This is a genomic window from Microbacterium sp. AZCO (assembly GCF_039614715.1).
In the GTDB taxonomy this organism is placed as follows: domain Bacteria; phylum Actinomycetota; class Actinomycetes; order Actinomycetales; family Microbacteriaceae; genus Microbacterium.
The window spans coordinates 2,720,571-2,742,363 of sequence record NZ_CP154857.1; the positions used below are offsets into that span (position 1 = coordinate 2,720,571).

At 70.8% G+C, this 21,793-nt stretch carries 24 protein-coding genes and 1 tRNA gene; 14 read left to right on the plus strand and 11 right to left on the minus strand.

Annotated elements, in window-relative coordinates:
* Positions 1 to 90 precede the first annotated feature (90 nt).
* Complete coding sequence (locus tag AAIB33_RS12570) at positions 91 to 1,257, minus strand: low temperature requirement protein A (protein ID WP_345800298.1); 1,167 nt, start codon at positions 1,255 to 1,257, stop codon at positions 91 to 93.
* 123 nt (positions 1,258 to 1,380) lie between these two features.
* On the opposite strand from AAIB33_RS12570, the gene AAIB33_RS12575 reads away from it, so the two are divergent.
* Positions 1,381 to 1,722, plus strand: a complete 342-nt coding sequence (locus tag AAIB33_RS12575; protein WP_345800299.1) for a hypothetical protein — start codon at positions 1,381 to 1,383, stop codon at positions 1,720 to 1,722.
* Between the two features lie 3 nt (positions 1,723 to 1,725).
* Here the strand turns inward: AAIB33_RS12575 and AAIB33_RS12580 are convergent, their stop codons facing one another.
* Both AAIB33_RS12580 and AAIB33_RS12585 read right to left on the minus strand, forming a co-directional pair.
* Positions 1,726 to 2,583, minus strand: a complete 858-nt coding sequence (locus AAIB33_RS12580) for a hypothetical protein (RefSeq protein ID WP_345800300.1) — start codon at positions 2,581 to 2,583, stop codon at positions 1,726 to 1,728.
* Between the two features lie 64 nt (positions 2,584 to 2,647).
* The gene (locus AAIB33_RS12585) at positions 2,648 to 3,859 is read right to left on the minus strand and encodes a D-alanyl-D-alanine carboxypeptidase (protein WP_345800301.1); all 1,212 of its coding nucleotides are present in this window, start codon (positions 3,857 to 3,859) and stop codon (positions 2,648 to 2,650) included.
* A gap of 266 nt (positions 3,860 to 4,125) precedes the next feature.
* Between AAIB33_RS12585 and AAIB33_RS12590 the strand changes: the two genes are divergently transcribed.
* Complete coding sequence (locus tag AAIB33_RS12590) at positions 4,126 to 6,756, plus strand: PEP/pyruvate-binding domain-containing protein (protein ID WP_345800302.1); 2,631 nt, start codon at positions 4,126 to 4,128, stop codon at positions 6,754 to 6,756.
* A gap of 26 nt (positions 6,757 to 6,782) precedes the next feature.
* Here AAIB33_RS12590 and AAIB33_RS12595 read toward each other — a convergent pair whose 3' ends face one another.
* A complete protein-coding gene (locus AAIB33_RS12595; protein WP_345800303.1) occupies positions 6,783 to 7,814 on the minus strand; it encodes a ScyD/ScyE family protein in 1,032 nt (343 codons plus the stop codon).
* Positions 7,815 to 8,133: 319 nt separating this feature from the next.
* On the opposite strand from AAIB33_RS12595, the gene AAIB33_RS12600 reads away from it, so the two are divergent.
* The 5 genes from AAIB33_RS12600 to AAIB33_RS12620 all read left to right on the plus strand — a co-directional run bounded on the left by AAIB33_RS12600 (position 8,134) and on the right by AAIB33_RS12620 (position 11,103).
* Positions 8,134 to 9,402 (plus strand): hypothetical protein, encoded by a 1,269-nt coding sequence (locus AAIB33_RS12600; protein WP_345800304.1) that lies wholly within the window; start codon positions 8,134 to 8,136, stop codon positions 9,400 to 9,402.
* 79 nt (positions 9,403 to 9,481) lie between these two features.
* On the plus strand, positions 9,482 to 9,820 hold the full coding sequence (locus AAIB33_RS12605) for a metalloregulator ArsR/SmtB family transcription factor (RefSeq protein ID WP_345800305.1): 339 nt from the start codon (positions 9,482 to 9,484) through the stop codon (positions 9,818 to 9,820).
* 1 nt (position 9,821) lies between these two features.
* Entirely contained in the window at positions 9,822 to 10,469 is a 648-nt protein-coding gene (locus tag AAIB33_RS12610) for a dihydrofolate reductase family protein (protein WP_345800306.1), read from the plus strand.
* Positions 10,450 to 10,938: an SRPBCC domain-containing protein gene (locus AAIB33_RS12615; protein ID WP_345800307.1), complete on the plus strand. Its 489-nt coding sequence runs from the start codon at positions 10,450 to 10,452 to the stop codon at positions 10,936 to 10,938. The genes AAIB33_RS12610 and AAIB33_RS12615 overlap by 20 nt, the downstream gene beginning before the upstream one ends.
* A 24-nt stretch (positions 10,939 to 10,962) precedes the next feature.
* Positions 10,963 to 11,103 carry a hypothetical protein gene (locus AAIB33_RS12620; protein WP_345800308.1) on the plus strand — a complete coding sequence of 47 codons (141 nt, stop codon included), beginning with the start codon at positions 10,963 to 10,965 and terminating at the stop codon, positions 11,101 to 11,103.
* Between the two features lie 9 nt (positions 11,104 to 11,112).
* Here AAIB33_RS12620 and AAIB33_RS12625 read toward each other — a convergent pair whose 3' ends face one another.
* Positions 11,113 to 11,691, minus strand: a complete 579-nt coding sequence (locus AAIB33_RS12625) for a VanZ family protein (protein WP_345800309.1) — start codon at positions 11,689 to 11,691, stop codon at positions 11,113 to 11,115.
* Positions 11,692 to 11,841: 150 nt separating this feature from the next.
* Here AAIB33_RS12625 and AAIB33_RS12630 point away from each other — a divergent pair, with 150 nt between their 5' ends.
* Both AAIB33_RS12630 and AAIB33_RS12635 read left to right on the plus strand, forming a co-directional pair.
* Positions 11,842 to 13,170: a DUF1524 domain-containing protein gene (locus tag AAIB33_RS12630; RefSeq protein WP_345800310.1), complete on the plus strand. Its 1,329-nt coding sequence runs from the start codon at positions 11,842 to 11,844 to the stop codon at positions 13,168 to 13,170.
* A gap of 97 nt (positions 13,171 to 13,267) precedes the next feature.
* A complete protein-coding gene (locus tag AAIB33_RS12635; RefSeq protein WP_345800311.1) occupies positions 13,268 to 13,729 on the plus strand; it encodes a hypothetical protein in 462 nt (153 codons plus the stop codon).
* 34 nt (positions 13,730 to 13,763) lie between these two features.
* On the opposite strand, the gene AAIB33_RS12640 is transcribed toward AAIB33_RS12635, so the two are convergent.
* A complete protein-coding gene (locus AAIB33_RS12640) occupies positions 13,764 to 13,991 on the minus strand; it encodes an RNA-binding S4 domain-containing protein (protein WP_345800312.1) in 228 nt (75 codons plus the stop codon).
* Positions 13,992 to 14,145: 154 nt separating this feature from the next.
* On the opposite strand from AAIB33_RS12640, the gene AAIB33_RS12645 reads away from it, so the two are divergent.
* A complete protein-coding gene (locus tag AAIB33_RS12645; RefSeq protein ID WP_345800313.1) occupies positions 14,146 to 14,484 on the plus strand; it encodes an ATP-dependent DNA ligase in 339 nt (112 codons plus the stop codon).
* Between the two features lie 81 nt (positions 14,485 to 14,565).
* Here the strand turns inward: AAIB33_RS12645 and AAIB33_RS12650 are convergent, their stop codons facing one another.
* Complete coding sequence (locus tag AAIB33_RS12650) at positions 14,566 to 14,835, minus strand: hypothetical protein (RefSeq protein ID WP_345800314.1); 270 nt, start codon at positions 14,833 to 14,835, stop codon at positions 14,566 to 14,568.
* A gap of 116 nt (positions 14,836 to 14,951) precedes the next feature.
* On the opposite strand from AAIB33_RS12650, the gene AAIB33_RS12655 reads away from it, so the two are divergent.
* Together AAIB33_RS12655 and AAIB33_RS12660 are read left to right on the plus strand one after the other, a co-directional pair.
* Positions 14,952 to 15,224: a hypothetical protein gene (locus AAIB33_RS12655; protein WP_345800315.1), complete on the plus strand. Its 273-nt coding sequence runs from the start codon at positions 14,952 to 14,954 to the stop codon at positions 15,222 to 15,224.
* A 192-nt stretch (positions 15,225 to 15,416) separates the two neighbouring features.
* Positions 15,417 to 17,132 carry a DEAD/DEAH box helicase gene (locus tag AAIB33_RS12660; RefSeq protein ID WP_345803433.1) on the plus strand — a complete coding sequence of 572 codons (1,716 nt, stop codon included), beginning with the start codon at positions 15,417 to 15,419 and terminating at the stop codon, positions 17,130 to 17,132.
* A gap of 33 nt (positions 17,133 to 17,165) precedes the next feature.
* Here AAIB33_RS12660 and AAIB33_RS12665 read toward each other — a convergent pair whose 3' ends face one another.
* A complete protein-coding gene (locus tag AAIB33_RS12665; RefSeq protein WP_345800316.1) occupies positions 17,166 to 17,660 on the minus strand; it encodes a GyrI-like domain-containing protein in 495 nt (164 codons plus the stop codon).
* Positions 17,661 to 17,760: 100 nt separating this feature from the next.
* Here AAIB33_RS12665 and AAIB33_RS12670 point away from each other — a divergent pair, with 100 nt between their 5' ends.
* A complete protein-coding gene (locus AAIB33_RS12670) occupies positions 17,761 to 19,122 on the plus strand; it encodes a threonine/serine exporter family protein (RefSeq protein WP_345800317.1) in 1,362 nt (453 codons plus the stop codon).
* Positions 19,123 to 19,142: 20 nt separating this feature from the next.
* On the opposite strand, the gene AAIB33_RS12675 is transcribed toward AAIB33_RS12670, so the two are convergent.
* Positions 19,143 to 19,370, minus strand: coding sequence for a DUF1653 domain-containing protein (locus AAIB33_RS12675; RefSeq protein ID WP_345800318.1), 228 nt, complete (start codon positions 19,368 to 19,370; stop codon positions 19,143 to 19,145).
* A gap of 139 nt (positions 19,371 to 19,509) precedes the next feature.
* On the opposite strand from AAIB33_RS12675, the gene AAIB33_RS12680 reads away from it, so the two are divergent.
* Positions 19,510 to 20,346, plus strand: a complete 837-nt coding sequence (locus tag AAIB33_RS12680; RefSeq protein ID WP_345800319.1) for a tryptophan-rich sensory protein — start codon at positions 19,510 to 19,512, stop codon at positions 20,344 to 20,346.
* Between the two features lie 31 nt (positions 20,347 to 20,377).
* Here the strand turns inward: AAIB33_RS12680 and AAIB33_RS12685 are convergent, their stop codons facing one another.
* On the minus strand, positions 20,378 to 21,628 hold the full coding sequence (locus AAIB33_RS12685; protein ID WP_345800320.1) for an FAD-dependent oxidoreductase: 1,251 nt from the start codon (positions 21,626 to 21,628) through the stop codon (positions 20,378 to 20,380).
* 83 nt (positions 21,629 to 21,711) lie between these two features.
* Positions 21,712 to 21,784: transfer RNA gene (locus AAIB33_RS12690), tRNA-Arg, on the minus strand.
* Positions 21,785 to 21,793 lie beyond the last annotated feature (9 nt).

The following is a 21,793-nucleotide window of genomic DNA, read 5'->3' on the forward strand; positions in this document are numbered from 1 at the left end:
CCTGCACCGACCGGACCGGCGCCAGAGTATGCCCGGTGAGAGGCCCGCACAAGACGCCCGACACGCAGGGCACGTCACGCCGCGCGGGGGTCAGGGGACGGCATCCACCCGATGCCTCGACCTCGCCTCCGAGAGCAGCACCATCGCGACGATGATGACGGCCATCGCCGCGACGGCCCAGATGGCGGGGACGACGAGCGCCGCGACCCCGACGACGAGCGAGAGGGCGATCGAGGGCACGGCCCATGGCAGGACCCGGCTCCACGGGGTGCCGTAGCGGAGGGAGATGACGGCGTTCGTGCCGTAGAAGAGGACGATCCCGCCCGCGAGCGAGGCCGCCGCCGACGCGGGGAGCGCCTCGCCCGGGTCGTCGATCGCGAGCGAGACGGCGCCGGAAAGCATCATGATGCCGACGACCAGGGCGAACGGGAGGAAGGCGACGGTCTCGACGATGCCGCGGGCGTCACCGCGCGCGACGAGCTGCTCGAGCCCCGCGCGCATCGTGTCGATGCCGAACATGAACATCGCCCACGCGATGCCCGCGACGATCACGAAGGCGCAGAGTGCGACGACCGCGGAGGAGAGGGTCATCGTCGCCGACAGGGCCACGACGATCGCGAGCACCGACTCGCCGAGCGCGATGATGACGAGCGTGCCGAAGCGGTCGGCGAGGTGCTCGACGTTGATCGCACCCAGTCGCCGCAGCAGCCCCGGCGACGATACGACGAGCAGCGTGATCTCGATCGCGATGGCGAGCCCCCAGAGCACGAACCGGTAGGGCGATGGGACGAAGGCCGAGACGAGCCACAGCAGCGCCGTGCCGCCGTTGTAGAGGAGGACCCGAAGGCGTGAGGTGCGGCCCGTGCTCCAGCTGCGCCGCACCCAGAGGGCGAGCATGACACTGCGCAGCGCCGCGTTGCCGAGGGCGAACAGCCAGGCGCGCTCGCCGATCGCCTCGGGCGCGGCGACCGCCATCGCGCCGACGGCCGCCATCGCCGCGAGCATGTAGCCGGCGAGCGCACGCCGCGACAGGCCCACCTGGATGTTGATCGTGAAGGTCAGGTTCACCCACGACCACCACACGGAGGCGAAGAGCGCGAGGAAGACGCCGAGTCCCGCGAACGTCGGGTCGTGGTGCATGCCGGCCGACAGCTGACCGATGAGCGCGACGAACACGAGGTCGAAGAAGAGCTCCATCCAGTCCGCGCGCGACGCATCCCGCTCGTGGATACGCGAAGACGCGGGCCGGCGGTGCATGGCGACCATCATGCCTCGACCCCGGCGAGCGGGGGATGCCTCCCCTTCGGCGAAGAGGATCGGACTGTCGCGGAGGCCCGCGCTGCGGCATCCTGAGTACGTCGCCGGCGGAAAGGGGTGGCGATGGCGTTCCACAGCATCAGCACCCTCGAGTCGTGGGTGGCCGAGTTCGAGCGGCTCGGCTATCCGCTCCATGGCGCCATCCGGGTCATCGTGCAGGACGGGGAGGCGGGCGCCGACACCGGCCTCGTCGCCATGCGGATGTTCGATTCCCCGACAGAGATCTACATCGAGCCGCCCACCGAGAGCCGGCCGGAGTGGACCGTCATGTTCGAGCCGCGGACCGAGCCCGTCCGGCTCGGAGCATCGGCGGTGAAGGCCCTGGCGAGCGAGCTGGCCACCCTGTCGGCGCTGTGCGCGTTCCTGCAGCAGAAGTCGGAGGCGATCAGCCGCTACACGCCGTGAGCGTCAGGATTCGGGCGGGCGCGGAGGTGCGAACTGCTTGACGCCCTGCTCCACGACGATCCGCACGAGCTGGGTGCCGGGCACGAAGAGATTGACGGTCTCGACGCCCACGTCGAGGAGGAACTTCGGCTCGAGCACCTTGCCGAGGTACTGCTCGAACGTCGCCCCGTCCGGGCGCGTGCTGCCCGTGAGCCCGTCGAACTCGATGACGGCCTCCTTGCCGCCGTGCCGATAGCGGAAGGCGTACACCGGCCGGTAGACGAGGTCGACGAGGTCGACGGTCACGCGCTCCTCCAGGACGCGGTCGGCGTCGATCTTGCCGATCGCGGCGGCCATCGCCTCGCGGACGAGCATCGACGACTTGGCCTGGGGAGGCACGACGACGGTGCCGGACGTCGCCTCTGCCGCGAGCACCTCCGCGTCGACGACCGAGCTCGGGAACTTCTCGTACGCGACGAGCGCGGGGTCCTGCGCGCTCGTGAGGCCGTCGAACACGAAATCCTTCGCGGTCTCGTCACGGCACGACTCCAGACCGGTCAGCACCATGCGCCCGTCGGCGACGGCGATCGTCTCCCCCGCGATCTGGACGCTCTCCACGCTCGTCGCCACGGGGACCGTGTACGTGCGGGTGCGCTCGTAGGCCGCGACCCGCGAGACATGCAGGCGCCAGAACGGCTGCAGCCGGCGCTCCCGGTACACGCATTCGTAGTCCTCGGAGGTGGCGCGGTTGAGCAGTCCACTGAGCTTGGCACCGGTGCCGAAGGCGTCGGCGCGGCGTGACCACGCACGGCCCTCGGCGTGATCGAGGCTGAAGCGCTCGGCCAGCAGGACGATGCGCTCCTCGGCGATCTCGACCTCCATGTCGGCGCCCCCTCTCGATGTCGGGGTCAGCATACGACCGGTGCGGCAGGCGGGATAGGCCCGGTCAGCCGCCCAGTTCGGCCGGGTGCGTCAGTCGCCACCAGCTGGTCGGCGGGCGGATGCTTCCCTCGATCACGACCGGAGCCGTCGCCGTGTTCGGGCCGGCGGTCCAGGTGATGCTGCCGACGACTTCGCCCTCCTCGTACTCCACCGGGGTCGTCGTCGTCATCGTGACGGTGATGGGCGTGTCCGACCACGTGAAGATCTCCGCGTCCGCGCCCACGACGAGCCCGGCGGTCGAGCCCCACGCGGTCGTGAAGGACCCGAGCCTCTGCCCGCGCGTCGCGAGCGGCACCGTGTGGAAGCCCGCGCGGATGCTGTCGAGGAGCCTGAGCACATCCTGGTTGACGGAGTCGTGCGTGGCGCCGCCGAGCATGACGCCCGTCACCGCGAGCGGCTGCGCCGCGCCGACGTCGAGCGAGGCGGTGTAGAGCAGGTTGAACGCGCCGTCGCCGAGGTTTCCCATCTTGAGCCCTGTTACGCCGCCGGTGCCGAGGAGGTCGTTGGTGTTGGACATCCCGCCCGCACCGGGGACGGACAGCGACTGGGTCGCGGCGATCTTCGCGATGACGGGGTTGGCTGCGGCGATTTTGCCGATCGCGATCAGGTCGGCCGGCGTGCTCGTGTTGCGCGGGCTGATGCCGGTCGGCTCGACGAGCGTCGTGGCCGTGAGTCCGTTCGCGGCGAGCCACGTGCGCGCAGCGGAGAGGAACGCGCCCTGCGAGCCGAAGGCCCACGTCGCGACGGCCTCCGCGTAGTTGCACGCCGACGGGATGAGCATCGTCGCGAGCGCGTCGCGCTCCGACATCGTCGTGCCGATGGGCATCGGCATGATGGTCGCGCCCATGACGTAGTACTTGTCGTACAGGTCGTGCGCGGCCTTGCCGAACGTGATGGTCGGCCCGGGATCGTCGGCGCTCGCGAGAGGCTTGGCCTCGAGGACGACGAGCGCCGTGATCAGCTTGCTGATGCTCGCGATGGAGCGAGGGTCCGCCGAGCCGCTCGCCGCCCAGATGCCGCCGGCGTCCGCGCCGAGATAGTCGTCGCCGCCCGAGACGCTGAGCGCCGCCGACCCCTCGGCGGGGAGCGCGAGCGCGACGGCCGCCGCCGGCTTCGGCGCGGCCGGCGTCTGCGCGGTGGCCGCGGGAGCAGACAGCGGCGCGGTGAGCGCCCATCCCGTGTAGCCGCCGGCCGCGGCGAGCACGACGACGATCATGATCGCGACGATCAGCAGGGCTCGCCGTCGCCGCGTGCGACGGAGCGTCAGATCGACGTCGTCGAGGGCGTCCGGCCCCTGGCGCAGCAGCTCCGCCAGATCGGCGAACTCGTCAGGCAGCTGATCGTGCGTCGTGATCGCGGTCTCCCGTCCGAAGGCTGAATCTCATGATGCCCGAGCGGCGGGGGTCTTGCGACGCGGCCTGTGGAGTGCGACTCTGCAATCAATTCCACAAGCGTGGAATTACCCGGTCCGAAGGACTCGACATGGCCGCATCCCGAGCAGCCGCCCCGCACGCCGACGACGCTCTCGTGCGGGATCTCGCGCGCCTCTCGCACGCGGATCTCGCGGCGGTCGGCGGCAAGGCCGCGAATCTCGGCGAGCTCATCCGCGCCGGCTTCACCGTGCCGCCCGGGTTCTGCATCACGACCGAGGCGTATCGCCGAGCCGTCCGCGGCACTGCGGTCGAATCCGGCGCGCTCGCGGACGCCGCCGCCGCGCGGGCCGCCGTGCTCGCCGCCCCCTTCCCGCCGGAGGTCGCCGAGGCCGTGCGGCACGCGTACGCGAGCCTCGAGCCGCACGGTGGACCTGTGGCCGTGCGCTCCTCGGCGACGGCGGAGGACCTCCCGGGTGCGAGCTTCGCCGGCCAGCAGGACACGTACCTCGACGTCGCCGGCATCGACGCCGTGCTCGATGCCGTGCACCGGTGCTGGGCGTCGCTGTGGACCGACCGGGCGGTCGCGTACCGCTCCGCCCAGGGGATCGACGGCGCCGGTGTCGCCCTCGCGGTCGTCGTGCAGCGGATGGTGGATGCCGAGGCCGCCGGTGTGCTCTTCACCGCCGACCCGGTGACGGGTCGCCGACGCCAGGCGGTGCTCGACGCGGCGCGCGGGCTCGGCGACGCCGTCGTGTCGGGATCGGTCGACCCCGACCGCTTCGTCGTCGACACCGCGAGCGGGCGCATTCTCGACCACCGGCGCGGCGGCGACGAGGGGTCCGGTCTCAGCGACGAGCAGGTACGATCGCTCGCCTCCCTGGGCGACCGCGTCGAGGACGCGTTCGGAAGTCCCCAGGACATCGAATGGGCGATGGATGCCGCGGGCCACGCCTGGCTGACGCAGACGCGTCCGATCACGACGCTGTATCCCGTGCCCGTGCGGGATGCGCCCGCTCCCCCCGGCGAGACGCGTCTGTACTTCTGCGTGAGCCTGGCGCAGGGGCTCCACCGCCCGATCACCCCGATGGGCGTCGCCGCCTTCCGCGTCATCGGCGCCGGGTTCCTCGATCTCATCGGACGCCGGCCCGTCCGCATCGTCGACGGCCCCGGCGGCTTCGCCGTGGGCGGCGACCGCATCTTCCTCGACGGCACGCCCATCGTGCGCTCCGCCGTTGGTCGGGAGATCTTCCCTCGCGCTCTCGACGTCATGGAGGCACGCTCGGCGGTCGTCCTGCGCGGGCTCTTCATGGATCCGCGGTTCTCGGTGCTGCCCGGATCCCGGCGGCGCTTCGTCCGAGGATTCCTGCACCTGGCCGCCCGCATCCGTCTGCCGCTCGTCGCCGTGCAGGCGCTCGTCAGCCCCGACGCGGCCCAGCGCCGCGTCCGGCGCCTGGTCGAGGACGTGCGCGCACTGAGCGTGCCCGCGGGCTCCGACATCCCCGCCCGCGTCGACGCCGTCGTCGACCTCCTCTTCCGCATGATGCCGCTCGCACCGCGGAGCCTCCCCGGTGCGGGGGTCGGGTTCGCGATGCTCGGGATGGCGCGGCGCCTGCTCGGCGACTCGGTGCAGCCCGGCGACCTGCAGACGGTGCTCCGCAGCCTTCCCGACAACGTCACGACCGAGATGGACCTCGAGCTGTGGCGCGTGGCCCTCGGCGCGCGCGCCGACGACGAGTCGGCCGCGGCGCTCAGCACGCAGACGGCGCGGGAGCTCGCCGACCGCTACCGCGACGGCATCCTGCCGGTGGTGCTGCAGCGCGACATGAGGCGATTCCTCGCCCGCTACGGCCACCGCGCCGTCGCCGAGATCGACCTCGGGATGCCCCGCTGGTCCGAGGACCCCGCACACCTCTTCGGCGTCCTCTCGGGGTACCTGCGGCTCGACCCCGACGCCGACACGCCGGAACGGCATTTCGCGGACGGCGCGCATGCCGCCCGCGCCATGGTCCTGACGCTCGTCGGCCGGGCGCGCCGGCGCGGGGCGGTCCGCGCCGCCGCGGTGCGCTTCTGCCTCCGACGGGCCCGCGCGCTCGTCGGGATGCGGGAGATGCCGAAGTTCCTCGTCATGATCGGGCTCGGCAAGGCCCGTGCCGCGATGGTCCAGATCGGCGAGCAGCTGGCCGCCGCAGGCCGGATCGCGGCGGCGGATGACGTGTTCTTCCTCGACTTCACCGAGACGCAGCGCGCGGCCTCCGGCGAGGACCTCCGAGCGACGATCGCCGAACGGCGCGAGCGGTACGACGCCGAGCTGGCACGGCGCCATGTGCCGCGCATGCTGCTCTCCGACGGCACCGAGCTCGAGGCCCTCGCCACGACGGCACCCGCGGCGGGTGCGCTTCGAGGCACTCCTGCGTCGGCGGGCACCGTCACGGCGACGGCCCGCGTCATCCTGGACCCCGTCGGCGCCCAGCTCGAGCCGGGGGAGATCCTCGTGGCCCCCTCGACCGACCCGGGGTGGACGCCGCTGTTCCTCACGGCGGGCGGCCTCGTGATGGAGATGGGCGGCGCCAACAGCCACGGCGCGGTCGTCGCGCGGGAGTACGGCATCCCCGCGGTCGTCGGCGTTCCCGGGGCTGTGGAGGCCATCGCGACCGGTGACGAGGTGACCGTCGATGGCGCCGGCGGCCTCGTCACCCTCGCGTCATCCGTCACGGCGCGCGCCGAGGAGCGCGCGCCGTGACGCCCACGTCCTGAACTAGCCCGTGGTCACCCCGCTCCCATGCCGCTGCAGCCACCCCACATCCCGTGGCGGTCGGCGGCGACATCCGCGACGGTGAGGACGTCGCCGCCGAGCGTCACGATGTAGGCCGTGTCTCCGACGAACGAGAGCGACGTGGGCCGATCCAGGCCGGCGACGATCTGCGTGAAGGTGCCGTTGCCGTTGACGCGCAGCAGCTCACCGCTGTTCGGCAATCCGGGCGACCCCGGGTCGACCATGCCGGGCGAGTCGCCCTGCGAGAGGGCGTAGAGCCCGCAGGAGGCCGCCTCGACGTCGACGATGAGGCTGTAGCCCGCCGCTACGACACGCTCGGCAGGGTGCTTCACGCCGAGGGCGACGACCCGCCCGTCCGCGGGGTTGTGCGGGATCGGTCCGGCCTCCGCGAGGTAGATCTTCGAGCCGTCGAGCTGCAGACCGGTGGGCACCACGTTGGCCAGCTGCACGAGCTCGCTCACCTGGCCGTCGAGGCCTGCCCTCAGCAGCCGGTTGTGATGACCATCGGTCACGATGAACCCGTCGCCATACGGCGCGAACGCGTACTGGACTCCGCTCGGCAGGAAGATGTCGGCATCCGGTGGATTCTGCCGGGACCAGGTATCGGTGTCGGCGACCATCGTCCGGCTGTCGACGTCGTCGATGCGGTAGATGCCACCCGTGTCGGAGCCGCCGACCTCAGGCCCCACGACGCTGATGAGGGCATAGGCGGTGTCGCCGATGAAGGTGACGTCGAACACGCCGCCCGGCCCGGTCACGGGCAGTCCGCTCGCGACCGTCGACATCGATCCGTCGTCCGTGTCGACGCGCACGATCCGCCCGCCGGCCCGGTCGGCGACGTAGAGCGCGCCGTCCGGCCCGATGACGCTGCCGATCGGACCCGTCAGTCCGCTCGCAAGCACCTCGGCGACCGGCGCCGGAGCGCTGCCGGGCGGAGCGGCGTTCGCGGCCGCCGGCAGAATCACCGTCGGCATCAGCGCAGCCGTCATGAATGCGGCGAGAAGCGCCGCTCGTGTGTTGACCATGTCCGGACTCCCTTGTCCTTGCAGACGTGGCCGCACCGCCCAGGGGCCATGCGACCCTTCGGCGCCACCTTGCGCAGAACCAGGGATGATGCTGCGACGGCAGCACCGCCCCAGCTTCCTCCTCCTGGACGGCTCGGTCAACAACTGTCCGGTTCTCGCCCGTGGACGATGGGCCTCCCGCGTCGGGCACGGGGCGGCCGCGTCGGCGGACGTCAACCCCTTTGTGCGCCCCTCCCCGGGGAGCGGATGGTGGTCGTCCATCACCGGCCCGAGGAGGCACCATGACCCGAGAGGTCGGCGGAAGAGCGGGGATCGACGCGTGAGCCGGGTCACCGACGAGCGCGGGCGCACCTCGACCCTCGCCCGCTGGCGCATCACGACCCGAACCTGGGCGGCGGAGATGCTCGGTCCCCGAGCGCACGTCACTCCTCTCGAGCCCGGGTGGGCGCCGCCCGTCGTGCTGCTGTGGGCAGCGGGCCGGATGATCAACCTCGTGCTGCTCGCCGTCGCCTTCGCGGTCGCGAAGGTCGCGGGATGGACCTTCGGCCCCGAGGGCCGCCCCGTGACGGGGTTTCTCGATTTCCTGTCCGGATGGGATGCCGACCGCTACGGCACGATCGCCTCGCAGGGGTATCCCGTCGTGCTCCCCCTCGCCGCAGACGGCACGATCGACCTCAACAACTGGGCGTTCCTCCCCGTCTTCCCCTTCCTCGAGCGGGTGCTGGCGAATGCGACGGGCGTCCCGTGGCAGCTCGCCGGCGTGCTCATCAGCCTGGGCGCCTCGTGCGCGGCATCCCTCGTGCTGTATGCGCTGCTTCGGAACGTGACCACCGTGCGCTCGGCGTGGTGGGCGCTGGTGCTGTTCTCGCTCGGCCCGCTGTCGTTCGTCTTCGTGCTCGGCTATGCCGAGTCGCTGTTCCTCCTCCTGATCTTCGGCGCGCTGCTTCTCGCGGTCCGCCGCCGCTACCTGCTCATCGCACCCCTCGGGATCGTCGCGGCGTTCACGCGGCCCGGCGCCCTCGCGCTGGCGCTGGCACTCGGCATCCTGCTCCTGGGGCGATGGATGCTGCGCGGCGAGGACCCCCTTCCGCGCTCCGAGGTGGTCGGGCTCGTCGTCTCCGGGGTCGCGACTGCGGCCGCCGGGCTGATGTGGCCCGTCATCGCGGCGACCGTCACGGGCGAGCCGGGCGCGTATGTGCAGACCGAGATGGCGTGGTGGCAGCCGTTCCTCGGTCAAGGCCCGCTCCTCCCCATCGCCCCGGGGATCGCGATGGGCTGGACGTGGCTCGGGCCGCTCGGCGTCGTCATCGTGCTCGCCCTCGTGGGAGGGGTGCTCCGCTGGATCGCGTCCCGGCCCGTGCGCGCACTGGGGCTCGAGATCGTCGGCTTCGCCGTGAGCTATACCCTCTATCTCTTCGCCGTCTTCCTTCCCACGCAGAGCATCGCGAGGCTCGTCCTGCCCCTCTCGCCGCTCCTCGCCGACCGCCGGCTGTCGCGAACCCGCCGACGCCGGCTGTGGTCGATCGCGGTCAGCCTGGCGCTGCAGGCAGCCGCGGTGTTCCTCCTCTGGACCCTCGGCAACCCCTGACCCGCGCGCCGTTGCGCGGCATCGCGCCACCAGAACCGCGGGGTTGACGGACGACGGCTGGCCCTGGATAGTTAGGTATATGCCTAACTATCGCGAGGAGGTGGATGCCGTGCTCAAAGCGCTGGCCGATCCGACTCGCCGGGCTGTCGTGGAGCGGCTGGCGAAATCGCCGGCCGTCGTCTCCGACCTCGCGATCCCCTTCTCTATGGCGCTGCCCTCGCTCCTCCAGCACCTGCGGGTGCTCGAGGACGCGGCGATCATCACGTCGCACAAGCAGGGGCGCGTCCGCACCGTGACGCTCAGGCCGGGCGCCCTCGACGTGCTGCACCTCTGGCTCGGCGAGCAGCGCACCTCGGCCGAGCGGCAGGCCGACCGGCTCGGCATCCATCTGTCCCGCACACTTTCCCAGGAGACCTGACATGACCCGCGTCCGCATCGACCTGTTCGCCTCGCTCGACGGCTACACCGCCGCTCCTGAACCCGACGGCGACAACCCCATGGGCGACGACTGGGGTCCGCTCACCGCCGCGTACGCCGCGACCCGCACCTTCCGGCGCATGGTCTTCGGCGACACGAGCGGCGCAGGCACGACGGGCATCGACGACGCGTTCGCCGAGGCGTTCTTCGAGGGCGTGGGCGCTGAGATCATGGGCGCCGCGATGTTCGGCCTGCACGCGAACCCCGACGATCCCGACTGGAAGGGGTGGTGGGGCGATGAGCCGCCGTTCGGCGGTCCGGTCTACGTGCTCACGCACACGGCGCCTCGCCCCTCGATCCCGATGAACGGCGGCACGACCTTCCACTTCCGCACCGGGGCGATCGAGGACGTGCTCGCCGAAGCCACCGCGGCGGCCGACGGTGAGGACGTGCGCGTCGGCGGCGGCATCCGCACCGCCCGTCAGTTCCTTCGCGCCGGCCTCGTCGACGATCTGCACGTCGGCATCGCCCCCATCGTGCTCGGGCGCGGCAATCCCGTGTGGGAAGACCTGCGGGGCCTCGAGCACACGCATCAGGTGACGTCGGAGGTGTCCGAGAGCGGCACCATCCATGTCCGGTTCACGCGGTGAGGCGGCGATGACGACGGAGCATCGGCTCGCGCACTCCGCGTTCACCCTCACGCGCGACTTCCCGGTGTCGGTGGAGCGGGTGTGGCGCGCGTTCGCCGAGGAGGATCAGAAGCGCAAGTGGCTCGGCGACGCCGACACGTTCGAGCGGGGTGAGTGGCGATTCGACTTCCGCGTCGGAGGACGCGACGTCGACGAGGCGCAGTTCCACGGCGGCCCCCGGTCTCGGTATGAAGCCGTCTACACCGACATCGTCGAGCCCGTGCGCATCGTCACGACCTACGACATGTGGCTCGACGGCATCCACATGTCGACCTCTGTGGCCTCGTTCGAGTTCGAGGAGATCGCCGGCGGGACCCGGCTGACGCACGTCGAGCACGGCGTCTTCTTCGACCAGTTCTGGGAGGACGGCCCCAACCGCGAGGAGGGCAGTCGCGGCATCCTGGAATCGCTCGCAGCGCACCTCGCCTGATGCGGACGCGCCTAGGCTGGCGAGATGAAGGAGACGGCGGCGGATCCCCGAGCCTGTCCGACGTGCGGTGACCCGATGCGCTTCGAGATCCTCGACGACGAGCGGTTCCTCGTCGCGTGGTCGTGCGTCAACTGCGGCCTCATCCGCACCACCGAACCCGCCTGAGCCGTCGCCTCAGCGGGAGGTCGTTCGCTGCACGACGACGTCGCGCTGCGGCCCGTAGTGCAGCGGCGAAGCGACGAAGGCGACGACCGCGACCACGGCGACGGCCGTGAGGATCACGCACACTCTTCCGATCAGCGCACTCGCCCGATCCGAGTGACGACGACGCAGCGCCGCGACGACGGCAGTGCCGAGGAGGCCGCCGGCCGTGTTGACGATGAGGTCCGTCGTGTCGAAGCTGCCGGTCGAGATGAGGTGCTGTGCGGTCTCGAGCACGAGGCTCGCACCGAGGAAGACGGCGCCCGCCTTCCACCACGCCCACGTCGGCGCGAGGGCCCCGACGAAGAGGCCGAACGGCACGAAGATCACGAGGTTGATCACGACCTCGATCGGGGCGCTCGCTCCCGCATCGCCTCTGGCGACGAAGGGCACGAGCTTGAGCGGCCGCGGAAGCAGCGCGGCCTCGCCGATCCACGGCGTCTCGAGCTTCCACAGGACGACCCATGCGAGAAGCATCAGATAGACGACGAACGCCAGGATCAGGATGCCGCGCCGCGGCCAGGGCTCGCCGGATCGGCGTGAAGACGTCACACGGCATCTTCTCGCGGGTCGGATGTGAATCCACCCCGCACGCGGCCCCATGCGCGGAGCCCGGAAAGTCCTGGGAAGCTTATGGTCACTTATAGAAGCTCGATAGAGAAGCAATAGACTCAAATCGACATAGGTGAGGAAAGGTTTCGAATGCAGTCGACGGCGCACGCACGACACGACGCCCCGGTGGGCCTCATCCCGCCCGACGCTGCCACGCCGGCAGCCCCGAAGCGCAGGCGGCGCCTTCCCGTCTGGGCATGGGTCATCATCGGCGTCGTCCTGGTCGGGATCGGCCTCCTGCTGTCGCCGGTCTTCGCCGCGATCTCGCTCGTCGTGCTCATCACCGGCATCGTCGCGCTGGCCAAGCGCACGCCCACCTGGCTTCGCCTGCGGACGCCGAAGATCGCCGCCGTCGTCACGGCAGCCGCGGGCGTCGTCTTCCTGGTGACGGGCCTGATCTCATCGGCGATCTTCCCCAGCGAGCCCGCCACCGACGCCGCCGCTCATCAGCTGGCCGCATCAGAGCTGTCGGTGGTCCATGCCGCGCCGTCGAAGGCGGACGCGCCTGCAACGAGCGTCGACGGGATGGCGTCGACCGCAGCGGACGAGACGGCGACCGCCGGAACCGCACTGGCCACGCTCGCGACGCTGGAGGTGAAGGGACGCGCACCGGCGACGGGATACGCGCGAAACCAGTTCGGACAGCGCTGGCTGGACGTCGACCGCAACGGATGCGACACCCGCAACGACGTCCTCGCCGCCCAGCTGACCGACGTCGTCCGCAGAGGCTCCTGCAGGGTGCTCTCGGGCACCCTCGCCGACCCCTACACCGCCAAGAACATCAGCTTCGTTCGCGGGCAGGGGACGTCCGAGCTCGTGCAGATCGACCACGTCGTCTCGCTGTCCGACGCCTGGCAGACGGGCGCCCAGAAGCTCAGCCCGGACCAGAGGGCGAGCTTCGCGAACGACCCGCTCAACCTGCTCGCCGTCGACGGCCCCGCCAACGCGAAGAAGGGTGACGGGGATGCCGCGACATGGCTACCCGCCAACAAGGCGTACCGCTGCGAATACGTCGCCCGCCAGATCTCGGTGAAGGCGACTTACGGCCTGTGGGTCACTCCGGCCGAACACGATGCCATGGCCCGCGTGCTCGCCGCCTGCCCCGATCAGCCGACCCTGACGTCGACCTTCGCGTCACCGGCACCCGCTCCCGTGCAGACCCAGGCGGAGCCCGCTCCCGCCCCGGCCGCTCCTGCCCCCGCTGCGCCAGCGCCTCCTGCCCCCGCTGCGCCCGCGCCCGTTGCGCCGGCGCCGGCGCCGGCGCAGCCCGCCCCGGCACCCGCACCTGCCGCACCGACGGCGACGTTCTATCAGAACTGCGATGCGGTCCGCGCGGCCGGCGCGGCCCCCATCCACGTCGGCGATCCCGGCTACTCCCGCAAGCTCGACCGAGACGGCGACGGCACCGGCTGCGAGTAGCCTGTCCCCCGCCCTTGTCACACGCTGTGGGAGTCAAGCCGCCCATGGACGGACCGCATCTGTCGGCGTACTGTGGCGCTCATCAGCAGGAGGGCTCGTGATGCGCCAGGCCAGGCATGCGATCACCCGGGAGGAGCAGATCGCACGATATGCCTACGTCCTCGGTGCCGTTCCGGCGAGTGTCGCCGACCGGGGGTACGCCGCCGCATTCGCCCGGCTGCCGGAGGGTCAGCGCGAGGGGATCGTCGCCGAGCTGCGTTCTGAGATGCCGGTTCCGGCCGAGGCGTCGACCCCGGCCGATCCTGAGGCCTTCGCCCTCTTCATGCGGGATCTCCACGCGCGCAGTGCGCTCGTGCGCATCCCGCACGCGGGCACCCTCGCGGCCGAGTTCATCGCCAGTCCGCCCATCGTCCACTACTTCTCGTCCGGCGTCGGCTCCGTGAGCATCGATCAGCACCCGCCGTGGCTGCATGAACTGGCCGGCCACGAGACCGCCCCGATCGACGCGGGCAGGATCAACCACCGCAAGGGCGTGAACACCGGCATCTGGCTGGGCTGACCTCCCGGACACCCCGCGGGCGGGTTGGTTCCGATCAGGGCCGGACGCGGACGAGGCGACCCTCGAAGCCGACGACATCGCCGCTGTGCAACTGGCGACCACGTCGGCGATCGACCTCGCCGTTCACGGTGACGTAGCCGTCGATGATGGCTTCCTTCACGTCTCCCCCCGAGTCGAGGAGTCCCGCGAACTTGAGGAACTGGCCGAGGCGGATCATCTCCCCGCCGATCGGCACATCCTGAATGGGAGCCTCATCTGCCACGTTCGAATGCTATCCGAGGACGCGTGGGCGGCACCGGACGGGCCTTGCGTCACCTGTCCAGACGGGAGGACTCTGGATGTACCCGTAACGGCTCGACGACTTCCAGGCTCCCCGCTATCGACACCACTGCCCCAGGAGGAAGGACAGAGCGTTCATGGGCAAGTTGACGTATCAAGGCAGCGTGAAGCTGGACGTCGACGATCGCGCCCTGGCGCACCTGCAGCTCGTGATCGGAAGCAAACTCCGCCGGGGCGAGCCTTTCCACTTCAGCTGGGTCGACGACATCAGCATCGGCGGCGGCCGCACCATCGTCTGGATCCACCCGACCTGCTCCCTCGTGTACAAGTACTACGGAAGCCGCACCCCGCACATCAATCCCGCGTGGGTCGACGCGCTCGCCTTCACCGCGAACTCGGCGACCGGTCTCTACCTGGTCCCCGAACCGGCCGGACCTGCCGAGCCGATTCCGGCGGAGCCCCATCTGGTGGCCTGAGGATGCTTCGACCTCGCGCGCGTGCGGCGCAGCGCTGACGGGGCGACGCCAGCGCACGAGTGCGACCGCGGAGCGGCCGGGCTACCAGACGGTGCCGCCGCCGATCGAGATGCCGCCCCATGTGAGGGCGATGAAGATGGCGGCGAAGACGACCGGAGCGATCCCCTTGCCGTTCCGCGCGAGCCCCTTCAGCAGACCGATCACCGCGAGTACGGCGGCGACGACGGACAGGATGCCGCCGAGTACCAGCCCGATGAACAGCGGGATGGGCATGAGCACAAGGCCGCCGAGCGCGAACCAGAACGCGGCCCAGGCAGTCGGGTTGGAACGACGATCGTTGGAGGAGGACATGCCTCCATCCTCTCCTGCGCGGGCTCCGCGCCCACCGATTTCGCGCGCCAGAGTTGCCGGTCGCGCGCGACTCGATGATGATCGGGGTGGCGCTGTTGGTACGAGTGGGAGTGAACATGAGCGGCGAGTGGCACCGTAAGCACCTCGGGGACGACGTACCGGAGCAGGCTCCCGGAGAGGAGACGCTGCTGGGCGCGGCGGGCGACGAGGTGCCGCCGGGTGGCGTCGTCGCGGGCTCCTTCAGTCAGGAATTCCCCGGCGCCGACCCGTATGCGGGCATTCCCGCCGACGAAGTCGGCCTCCCACCGTTGAGCGAGGCCGAGCAGGAGGCTGTCGCCCTCGAAGCGGACCGGCTCGCGGACGAGCTGGGCTCGAACCCGGACCTCTGAGATCGGGGCCTGGCACCCCTGATCCCGGATGGCAAGGCTCGTCCACGTCCACAGCCCATGGGCTCGATCTGCTGAAGACGCACGCGTGGCGGACGTCTCTTGCTGTCACCGCCCAGGGAGTGCGCATTACCCTGAAGCGTGACCACGTCCGATGCCCCGATCGAGGAAGCGGCTCCGCAGGAGCCCGCCACGATGACGTTCGCCGCCCTCGGATTGGGTGATTCGGTGCTCGCGGCGCTGCGCGACGTCGGGTACGAAACGCCGTCGGCCATCCAGGCGGCCACGATCCCGACCCTCCTCGCGGGTCGCGACGTCGTCGGCTTGGCCCAGACCGGCACGGGGAAGACGGCGGCATTCGCCCTGCCGATCCTCGACCGGCTCGACGTCTCGCAGAAGACGCCGCAGGCGCTCGTCCTCGCACCGACGCGCGAGCTCGCGCTGCAGGTGTGCGAGGCGTTCGAGAAGTACGCGTCGCACCTGCGAGGCGTGCACGTGCTCCCCGTCTACGGCGGCCAGGGGTACGGCGTGCAGCTGTCGGCCCTGCGCCGAGGTGTGCACGTCATCGTCGGCACGCCCGGACGCATCATGGACCACCTCGACAAGGGAACGCTCGACCTCACCGAGTTGAAGTACCTCGTGCTCGACGAAGCCGACGAGATGCTCAAGATGGGCTTCGCGGAAGACGTCGAGACGATCCTCGCCGACACCCCCGACACCAAGCAGGTCGCGCTCTTCTCGGCGACGATGCCCGCGGCCATCCGGCGCATCTCGCAGCAGTACCTCAACGACCCCGAAGAGATCACGGTCAAGACCAAGACGACGACGTCGTCGACGATCACGCAGCGCTACCTCATCGTCTCCTTCCAGCAGAAGATGGATGCCTTGACACGCATTCTCGAGACCGAGAACTTCGACGGCCTCATCGTCTTCGGCCGCACGAAGAGCGTCACGGAGGAGATCGCCGAGAAGCTGCGCGCCCGCGGGTACTCCGCCGCTGCCATCAACGGCGACGTCGCGCAGCCGGTGCGCGAGAAGACCATCAACCAGCTGAAGTCGGGCAAGCTCGACATCCTCGTCGCGACCGACGTGGCCGCGCGTGGCCTCGACGTCGAGCGCATCTCGCACGTCGTGAACTTCGACATCCCCACCGACACCGAGTCCTACGTCCACCGCATCGGCCGCACGGGTCGCGCGGGACGGTCGGGTGACGCGATCAGCTTCGTGACGCCCCGCGAGCGCGGGCTCGTTCGAGCGATCGAGCGCGCCACGCGTCAGGAGCTCACCGAGATCCCGCTGCCGAGTGTGGACGAGGTCAACGTGACGCGCCTCGCGCGCTTCGACGACGGCATCACGGCTGCGCTCGGCGACACGGAGCGCATCGACCGCTTCCGCGACATCGTCGCCCACTACGTGCGGCACCACGACGTTCCTGAGGTGGACGTCGCGGCCGCCCTCGCGGTCGTCGCCCAGGGCGATTCGCCTCTTCTCCTCGAACCCGACCCGGAGCCGACGCGCCGCGACCGCGGCGATCGCGACCGCGACCGCGGCGACCGGCCCGGACGCTTCGACCGGGACCGCGAGGGCGGCGAACGTCGCCCTCGGGTGCCTCGTGAGGGGATGGCGACCTATCGGATCGCGGTCGGGAAACGCCATCGTGTCGAGCCCCGGCAGATCGTCGGCGCGCTGGCGAACGAGGGCGGCCTCAAACGCGACGACTTCGGAGCCATCCAGATCCGGCCGGACTTCTCCCTGGTCGAACTCCCCGCCGACCTTCCGCGGGCAACGCTCGACCGGCTCGAGGGGACCCGCATCTCGGGCCGGCTCATCGAGCTGCGACTCGACACGGGCGGACCGTCGCGCGGAGCGCGCCGCGACAGCGAACGCCCGCCGCGCAAGCCGCGCCACTGACGACCGCGCGACGTCGCCTCGCGGAAACGGTGGTCAGTCGCCGGCGAGCTTGAAGGCGAGTTCCGTCCGCCAGTGATCCATGTCGGTGTCCGGGTCATCCAGGTACGTCTCGAGGCGGCAGCCCCAGCGTTCGCCGTCGGGTGTCGGCGAAGCATCCCATCTGAGGCCCTGCTCCTCGCCCCAGGCGAGCAGGCGTGACGTCGCGTCCACCAGCGTCTGCGGGTGGCCGACGTGGACGACCGTCGCATAGCGACCGGCGGGCAGCACGCCTGACTGGACACGGGAGTCACCGTCGACAGGGGCGGCGAGCGGGAGGCCCGTCTCGATCACGAGGCGGCGCTCCATGTCGATGACGTCGTATCTCCAGAACGGGGCGCCTGCGGGCTGGATGCCCCTCGCCGCGAGCCAGGCGAAGACCTCGCCCGTCAGCGGCGGCACCACGGCCGCCAGGTCGTCCATCGTGACGTCGGCGGTGATGGCGACGTACGGGATCGCGGCTCGAACGACGATCTTCGGGGTCTCGGCCATGTGTCGATGATGGCGTCTCCGCGTCAGCGCGCCAAGTGATGGCGGTGCGGTCGGCGATAATCGCTCGAAACGATGTCGGACCGGCGAAAGGCGGAATGACGTGATCTCGGCGCTGATCGCTGTCGCTGTGCTGGTGGTGGCGGCGATCCTCCTGTTCGTCTTCCGGCACCGCGGGGAGCGCGACATCGCCGTCAGCGCACGCGCCGCCCTCATCACGGGAGCCGTCTCGATCCGACCGGATGCTGAGCCGGATGCTGCGGGAGCGGTGGTGTCTGCCGAAGCGGTCGGCAGCGCCATGATCCAGGCGGGCTTCACCGTGGAGACGGTGCAGGACGTGCTGAGCGACATCGCCCACGTCAACGGGGTGCCGGAGAGCGACGTCCTCGTCTTCCCCAATGCCGTGCTGATGTCCGCGCGCGACGGCACACGGCGCGAGACGGGCGCCGTGGCGGGGGCCGACGGGCAGCTTCTGCTGTCGCAGATCGATGAGGTGCAGCGGACGGCCGATGCCGCGCGCACGGGCGTTCTCGACCCGCACTCGACGGCCGAGCGGATCCGCCGCATCCGCCTCATCGAACCGGCTTACGGCCCGGTCCTGCGCGTGGTCGGCTACGGCTTCCTGAGCGGCGCGCTTTCGGTTCTTCTCGGCGCGTCATGGCTGGGCGTGTCGCTCTCGGTCGCCCTCGGACTGGTGGTGGGCGCCGGGCTCCTCCTCAGCGAACGAGTGCCCCGACGGTACGGCGCGCTCATCACGGTCGCCCTGGCATTCCTGGTGGCCGCCGTCGTCCTGCTGCTGGTCCGGATGGGGTGGGGCAGCGGCATCCTGGCGGCTCTTCTCGCGCCCCTCGTCGTGCTGCTGCCGGGCGCGCTGCTCACGACGGCGGTGCTCGAGCTGTCGATGGGGCACATGATCTCGGGAGCGGGCAGAGCGGCCGCCGGCGGCATGCAGCTCATCCTCCTCGGCGCGGGGATCGTGACGGCGGGCGCGATCGTCGGCGTGCCCGACTTCGACTTCAGCAAGCAGCCCGACCTGCTCGGCCCGGTCGCGCCGTGGATCGCCGTCGCCGTGTTCGGCGTGGCGATCTGCGTGCACCGGTCCGCGCCGAGGAAGTCGATCCCCTGGATCCTCTTCGTCCTCTACGTCGCCTACGCCGCACAGGTGCTCGGCGACCTCCTCGTCGGCGGAGTGCTCTCCGCGTTCGTCGGCGCACTCGTGGTGACCCCGGTCACGGCGCTCGTCGCGCGGCAGCCCTCCGGCCCCGCCGCTCTGGTGAGCTTCACTCCGGCGTTCGCCCTGCTCGTGCCCGGCGCGATCGGGCTCGTCAGTGTCGCCGACGTGCTGGGGGGCGACTCGGCCGGAACCGCTTCCCTCGTCACGACGCTGGCGACCATGGTGGCGATCGCACTCGGAGTCCTCGCGGGGTCGAGCCTGTCGAACCGGATGCGCCGTCCGGCGTTGTGAGGACGCGTGGGGCCGCGTCGTCAAGCGATCCGGACGAACCGCGGACCCTCGTAGTCGTCACGGCTGACGGACTCGACGAACATGTCGAGCGGTCGCACCCAGAAGCTGTAGTCGTCGTAGAGCTTGCGGTAGAAGACGAGGTGCTCCTCGGTCTCGCTGTGCCGCCCTGTGCCGATCACTTCGTAGAGAGCGCCCTTGAAGTGCCGGTAGATGCCGGGCTCGAGGACGGCGGGCGACGCTGACGTCATCCCGCGATCGTACTCGTGCGCCGCGAGGCGCGAGCTGCCGCACGCGTCGGGACGAATCCTGTCGGGACTGCATCCGTCCGGCGCCTCCGCTCGGAATGCACTGACGAGCGTTCCTCGCCACGAGCCCTAGGAGACAACCGTGTCGGTCACAACGACGAAGCCCACCGATCGCAGCACCCGCACGCGTGACATCGCGAGGCAGATCCTCATCCTCGTCAGCTCCGTGCTCGCCATCGTCGCCGCCTTCGTCGGGTCGGGCGCATTCTTCGGCACTCCGATCCAGGAGGCGGCGGGCGGTTTCCTCGACGCCGATTCGACCCTCATCGCGCCCGGCACCGGTGCGTTCCGCATCTGGAGCGTCATCTACACCGGCATGCTCGCGTACGCCATCTGGCAGGCGCTGCCCGGTCAGCGCGGCGACGAGCGGCAGGTGCGGATCGGCTGGTGGGTGGCGGCATCGCTGATCCTCAACGCGGTCTGGATCGGCGTCGTGCAGGCCGATCTGCTGTTCCTCAGCCTGCCGGTCATCGTGCTGCTCCTGATCGTGCTGTGCCGGATCTTCGTCATCCTGCGACGCACCAGGCCGAAGAACAAGGTCGAGGTCATCGTCGCCGACGGCGCGATCGGCCTCTATCTGGGCTGGGTCATCATCGCGACAGCGGCGAACGCCACTGCGATCCTCGTCGCGGCGGGCTTCGACGGATTCGGCATCGCGCCCGAGTTCTGGTCGTCCCTCGTCCTCGCGGCGGCCGCCGCCATCGGCATCGCACTCGCGTTCTGGGGCGGGGGGCGGATCGCGCCCACGCTCTCGCTGTGCTGGGGGATCGCCTGGGTGGCCGTCGCCCGCTTCACGGATGAGCCGTACTCACCGATCACGGCGATCGCCGCTGTCATCGCCGTCGTGCTCATCCTCGGCGCGACCGCGATCGCTCGTGTGCGTCACGACCAGGGAGCGGCCGGCGCGCAGCAGCGGTGAGCCAGAGGTCGCATCCGCTGCGGACGCCTCGTCATCTCGTCTGAGCCGCCAGCACAGAGGCGGCCGCTCGCATCCCGGAGATCAGCGCACCCTGGATCGAGGGCGTCTCGCGGTGGTCGCCCGCGAGGTGCAGTCGGTCGCCGATCCGCGCCGGTGACGGGCGTCGCATGGGCGGGGGAAGCGCGGGAAGTGCGTGCGGGATGTCGTCGCGCCTCAGGAGCTCCCATGACCCGGATGCGGGACCCCACAGCCGGGAGAGCTGGGCGCGCACCTCCCCTTCGGTCGCGACACGCTCAGGAGCCCACAGGCAGGTGGCCTGGATGAGGTGGCGACCCGGCGGCGCCGCCTGCGGCACCGTGGCGGAGATCGCCAGCGAGTTGACGATCGGCCCTCCGCGGCTTCCGTCGAGAGTCAGGATGGAGGATGCCGGGGCCTCGTCCGCGCCGAACCACCACGTCTGCAGCCCTCTGGTCGACGGGACCGGCACGTCGGTGAGCAGGCCGACGGCTTCCGCGCCGACGGCGACGACGACGTCGCGCGCGAGAACACGACCCTCGCCGAGCGCGCGGATCTCCCACCGATTCTCGCGGCGCCGGAGCCGGCTCACCGCACGGCCGAGTCGTATGTCGGCTCCCGCGGCACGAGCCCGCGAGGCGAGGGCTCTCGGGAGACCGCCGATCCCCGCGACGGGCAGCCCCGCCCCGGCCGGCAGGAACGATCGGGCGAGCAGGCGCACGTAGGTGTCGGACGTCGATTCCGACGCGTCCGCGAGAACGCCGGAGAAGAACGGCGACAGCACCTCTGTGCGCAGGGCGCCGGTCAGTCCGGCGTCGTCCCACCCGGCGCGGACGGTGCGGTCGGGGCGCGCGACCGCGGCGCGCGGACGGAGGGCGACGGGCCCGAGCCACCGCGCGAGCCCGGCGAGGTCCCGCGGCGTCACGAGACCGCTTCCGAGGGTCCCGGGGATCAGGCCCGGATGCCTCAGCGGGTGGGCGAGCGTCGTCATCGAACCATCGGGGCGGCGCACGCGCACCGCCGTCGGCAGCTTCCGCACGCCGAGGCGATGGATGTCGACCGACGCGCGGACGGCCGGATAGGCCGTGTTCAGGACGTGGAACCCGCGGTCGAGCGTGAAGCCGTCCAGGCGATCGGTCCGCTGGCGTCCGCCCACCCGGTCCGCGGCCTCGAGCACGACGACCTGGCGGCCGCGCGCCGCGAGTTCCGCGGCGCAGCGCAGACCCGCGAGTCCGGCACCGATCACGACCACGTCGAGCGTGTCCATGAGCCGAGTGTAGGAGGACGCCCGGAAACACGAAAACCCGCGGAGATCCGCGGGTTTTCGATGATCACTGTCTCAACACAGTGCGCGCCCGAAGGGACTCGAACCCCTAACCTTCTGATCCGTAGTCAGATGCTCTATCCATTGAGCTACGGGCGCACGGCCTCC